Origin of the sequence: Delftia sp. ASV31, from assembly GCF_016428765.1 — a bacterium.
Classification (GTDB): Bacteria; Pseudomonadota; Gammaproteobacteria; order Burkholderiales; family Burkholderiaceae_C; genus Comamonas; species Comamonas acidovorans.
The window spans coordinates 1-3,537 of the sequence record NZ_JAELTK010000166.1; the positions used below are offsets into that span (position 1 = coordinate 1).

A 3,537-nucleotide genomic window follows, 5' to 3' on the forward strand; every position below is an offset into this window, starting at 1 on the left:
CCACGAGCCCCTGCTCTGGCACGGCCCCTCGCCCGACTGGCAGGCCCTGTCCGAAGTCCAGCGCAAGCATGCGGTGCAGCGCTGGCAGATGCTGGATGCGGGCACGCTGGCGCACCGCATCAGCGCCGCCTATTCGCAGGGCGAATCCAGCGCGGCCCTGGTGGTCAGCGAGGTCGAGTCCGACGCCGACCTCTCGCGCATGATGCAGGAGCTACCCGCCGTCGAGGACTTGCTGGAGACTGCGGACGACGCGCCCATCATCCGCATGCTCAACGCCCTGCTCACGCAGGCCGCGCGCGACGGCGCCAGCGACATCCACATCGAGCCCTACGAGCGCCACTCCAGCGTGCGCTTTCGCGTGGACGGCGACCTGCGGGAGGTCGTGCAGCCCAACCGGGCCCTGCACGCGGCGCTGATCTCGCGCCTGAAGATCATGGCCGACCTGGACATCGCCGAAAAGCGGCTGCCCCAGGACGGCCGCATCAGCCTGCGCCTGGGCACGCGCGCCATCGACGTGCGCGTCTCCACCCTGCCCAGCGCCCATGGCGAGCGCGCCGTGCTGCGCCTGCTGGACAAGAGCGAGAGCAAGCTCAGCCTGGAGGCCGTGGGCATGCAGGGCGAGACGCTGAGGCGGTTCACCCACATGACGGCCCAGCCCCACGGCATCGTGCTGGTCACCGGCCCCACGGGCTCGGGCAAGACCACCACGCTGTACGCGGCGCTGTCGCGCATGGACGCCAGCCGCAGCAACATCATGACGGTGGAGGACCCCATCGAGTACGAGCTGGCCGGAGTGGGGCAGACCCAGGTCAACGCCAAGATCGACCTGACCTTCGCCAAGGCCCTGCGCGCCATCCTGCGCCAGGACCCGGACGTGATCATGATCGGCGAAATCCGCGACTTCGAGACCGCGCAGATCGCCATCCAGGCCTCGCTGACGGGCCACCTGGTGCTGGCCACGCTGCACACCAACGACGCCTCCAGCGCCGTCACCCGCCTGATCGACATGGGCGTGGAGCCGTTCCTGCTGTCGTCCTCCCTGCTGGGCGTGCTGGCACAGCGCCTGGTGCGCAAGATCGACACCACCGAGCCCAGCGGCTACCGGGGGCGCACCGGCATCTTCGAGATGCTGGTGGTGGACGACACCATCCGCGCGCAGATCCATCGCCAGGCCAGCGAGGCCGAGATCCGCGACACCGCGCTGGCCTCGGGCATGCGCCTGATGCGCGACGACGGCGAGCGCCTGGTGCGCGAGGGCATCACCACGCCCGAGGAAGTGCTGCGCGTCACGCGCGACTAGGCGCAGGCTGCCACGCCAGACCCTGCGCAGCACGGGGCATCCCCGTTTGCCACAATGGTCGGCATGTTGGAATCCCTACGCGCCTGGAGCGCTCCCTATGGCGGCGACCTGTTCCTGTGGGTCGCCACGCTGAGCCTGATCAGCTACATCGCCCTGTGGTGGTTCAAGTCCCGGCTGTCCACCAACCAGCTGCGCCGCGTCATCCGCCTGTCGGCGCTGGTGGCGCTGCCGCTGTCCTGGCTGGCCATCCAGCAGGGCGAGAATCATCTGGCGGCTGCCATCCTCCCCCTGGTCTGGTGCGTGGTGCTGGGCATCACCTGCGCGCGGGAAATGTCCAGAAGAAACTGAGTGCGCGAACGCGCACCAGGAATGCCCTGGCGCGGCAAGGCCCGCGCCGCCCCCACCCACCGTGAACTGGAAGTTGGAACCTGCCATGACATCATTCAATGAAGTCCGTCTGTCCATGCTCGACCTCGTGGCCGTGCGCGAAGGCGGCACCGTCGCCGAGGCCCTGGACATTGCGCTGGCCACGGCCCGCAAGGCCGAGGAACTGGGATTCGAGCGCTACTGGCTCGCCGAGCACCACAACATGCCCGGCATCGCCAGCTCGGCCACGGCCGTGCTGATCGGCCATATCGCAGGCGGCACCTCGAAGATCCGCGTGGGCTCGGGCGGCATCATGCTGCCCAACCATGCCCCCCTGGTGGTCGCCGAAGCCTTCGGCACGCTGGCCGAGCTGTACCCGGGCCGCATCGACCTGGGCCTGGGCCGTGCGCCAGGCACCGATGGCGCCACCATGCGCGCCCTGCGCCGCGACCGCGTCGAGACCGAGGAAGACTTCCCCCGCGACGTGATGGAGCTGCAGCGCCTGCTGGGCCCGGCCACGCCCGAGCAAAAGCTGGTGGCCACGCCTGGCGCGGGCACCAACGTGCCGATCTGGCTGCTGGGCTCCAGCCTGTTCTCGGCCCAGCTGGCCGCCCACCTGGGCCTGCCCTACGCCTTTGCCTCGCACTTTGCGCCGCGCATGCTCTACCAGGCTGTGCAGCTGTACCGCAGCCTGTTCAAGCCGTCGGCCCAACTGGCCAAGCCCTACGTGATCGTCGGCGCCCCCGTGATCGCCGCGCCCACCGATGACGAGGCCGAGTACCTGGCCAGCAGCACCTACCAGCGCGTGCTGGGCATCATCACGGGCCGGCGCGGACTGCTGCCGCGCCCCATCGAGAACTATGCGGCCCAGCTCGGCGAGCAGGAGCGCCGCGCCATCGGCGACTTCCTGGCCGTGGCCTCCATCGGCGGCCCGGACAAGGTGCGCACGCGCCTGCAAAAGCTGCAGGCCGACACAGAGGCCGACGAGCTGATCCTGGTCAGCGACGTGTATGACCGCGACCTGCGCCTGCGCTCGCTGGAGATCACGGCCGGCGTCATGGGCCGCTGAAGGCATGAGCCGCTCTGCCCGGCTGCTGCAGCTGATCGACCTGCTGCGCCGCGCGCGCCTGCCCCAGGCCGGGCCGGTGCTGGCCCGGCAGCTGGACGTGAGCCTGCGCACCCTGTACCGCGACATTGCCACCCTGCGCGAGCAGGGTGCCGCGATTGCGGGCGACCCGGGCGTGGGCTACGAGATGCGGCCCGGCTTTCTGCTGCCGCCGCTGATGTTCACGCCCGATGAGCTGGAGGCCCTGCTGCTGGGCGCGCGCTGGGCCAGCCGCCAGGCCGACCCCGAGCTCGCCCAGGCCGCCACTGCCGCGCTGGACCGCATACGCAGCGCGCTGCCGCTGGAGCTGCGCATCGAGGTGGACACCAGCGGCCTGCTGGTGCCGCCCATCTGCCACGAATCCGTGACCGAGCCCTGGCAGACCGCGCTGCGCCTGGCGATACGGCGCCAGCACCGGGTGCTGCTGCACTACACGGATGAGAAGGGCCAGCCGACCGAGCGCCAGATCTGGCCTTTTGCCATGGCTTTCTTCGATCAGCGGCGCATTCTTGCGGCCTGGTGCGAACTGCGCCAGGACTTCCGCCATTTTCGCGCCGACCGCGTGCGCTCGGTCACCGATCTGCAGGAACGCTATCCCGACCACCGCAGCGGCCTGATCGAACGCTGGTCGCGGCAACTGGGCTACACGGTCCGCTGACACCACTGCTGACAAAAACTGTCAGCATGGCCTCCTACAGTCGCTCCCATGGCCTTCTCGCCATGCATTCAAACCACTGGGAGCCTTCATGAACGACTCGATCAAGCC

Annotated in this window: 4 protein-coding genes; all 4 read left to right on the forward strand. The window is 69.5% G+C overall.

Translation table 11 applies throughout. The features are described 5' to 3' along the window. On the forward strand, positions 1–1,300 hold a 1,300-nt coding region (locus JHD82_RS28610; RefSeq protein ID WP_199140255.1), incomplete at its 5' end, for a GspE/PulE family protein. A gap of 63 nt (positions 1,301–1,363) precedes the next feature. Next, a complete protein-coding gene (locus JHD82_RS28615) occupies positions 1,364–1,648 on the forward strand; it encodes a hypothetical protein (protein WP_225971007.1) in 285 nt (94 codons plus the stop codon). 85 nt (positions 1,649–1,733) lie between these two features. After that, complete coding sequence (locus JHD82_RS28620; RefSeq protein WP_012207497.1) at positions 1,734–2,735, forward strand: LLM class flavin-dependent oxidoreductase; 1,002 nt, start codon at positions 1,734–1,736, stop codon at positions 2,733–2,735. A 4-nt stretch (positions 2,736–2,739) separates the two neighbouring features. Then, positions 2,740–3,429: a YafY family protein gene (locus JHD82_RS28625; protein ID WP_013800648.1), complete on the forward strand. Its 690-nt coding sequence runs from the start codon at positions 2,740–2,742 to the stop codon at positions 3,427–3,429. The last annotated feature ends 108 nt before the right edge of the window (positions 3,430–3,537 follow it).

Coding starts and splice junctions, on each gene's coding strand:
- JHD82_RS28620 (WP_012207497.1), top strand. CDS start 1,734: ATGACATCATTCAATGAAGTCCGTCTGTCCATGCTCGACCTCGTGGCC.
- JHD82_RS28625 (WP_013800648.1), top strand. CDS start 2,740: ATGAGCCGCTCTGCCCGGCTGCTGCAGCTGATCGACCTGCTGCGCCGC.
- JHD82_RS28615 (WP_225971007.1), top strand. CDS start 1,364: ATGTTGGAATCCCTACGCGCCTGGAGCGCTCCCTATGGCGGCGACCTG.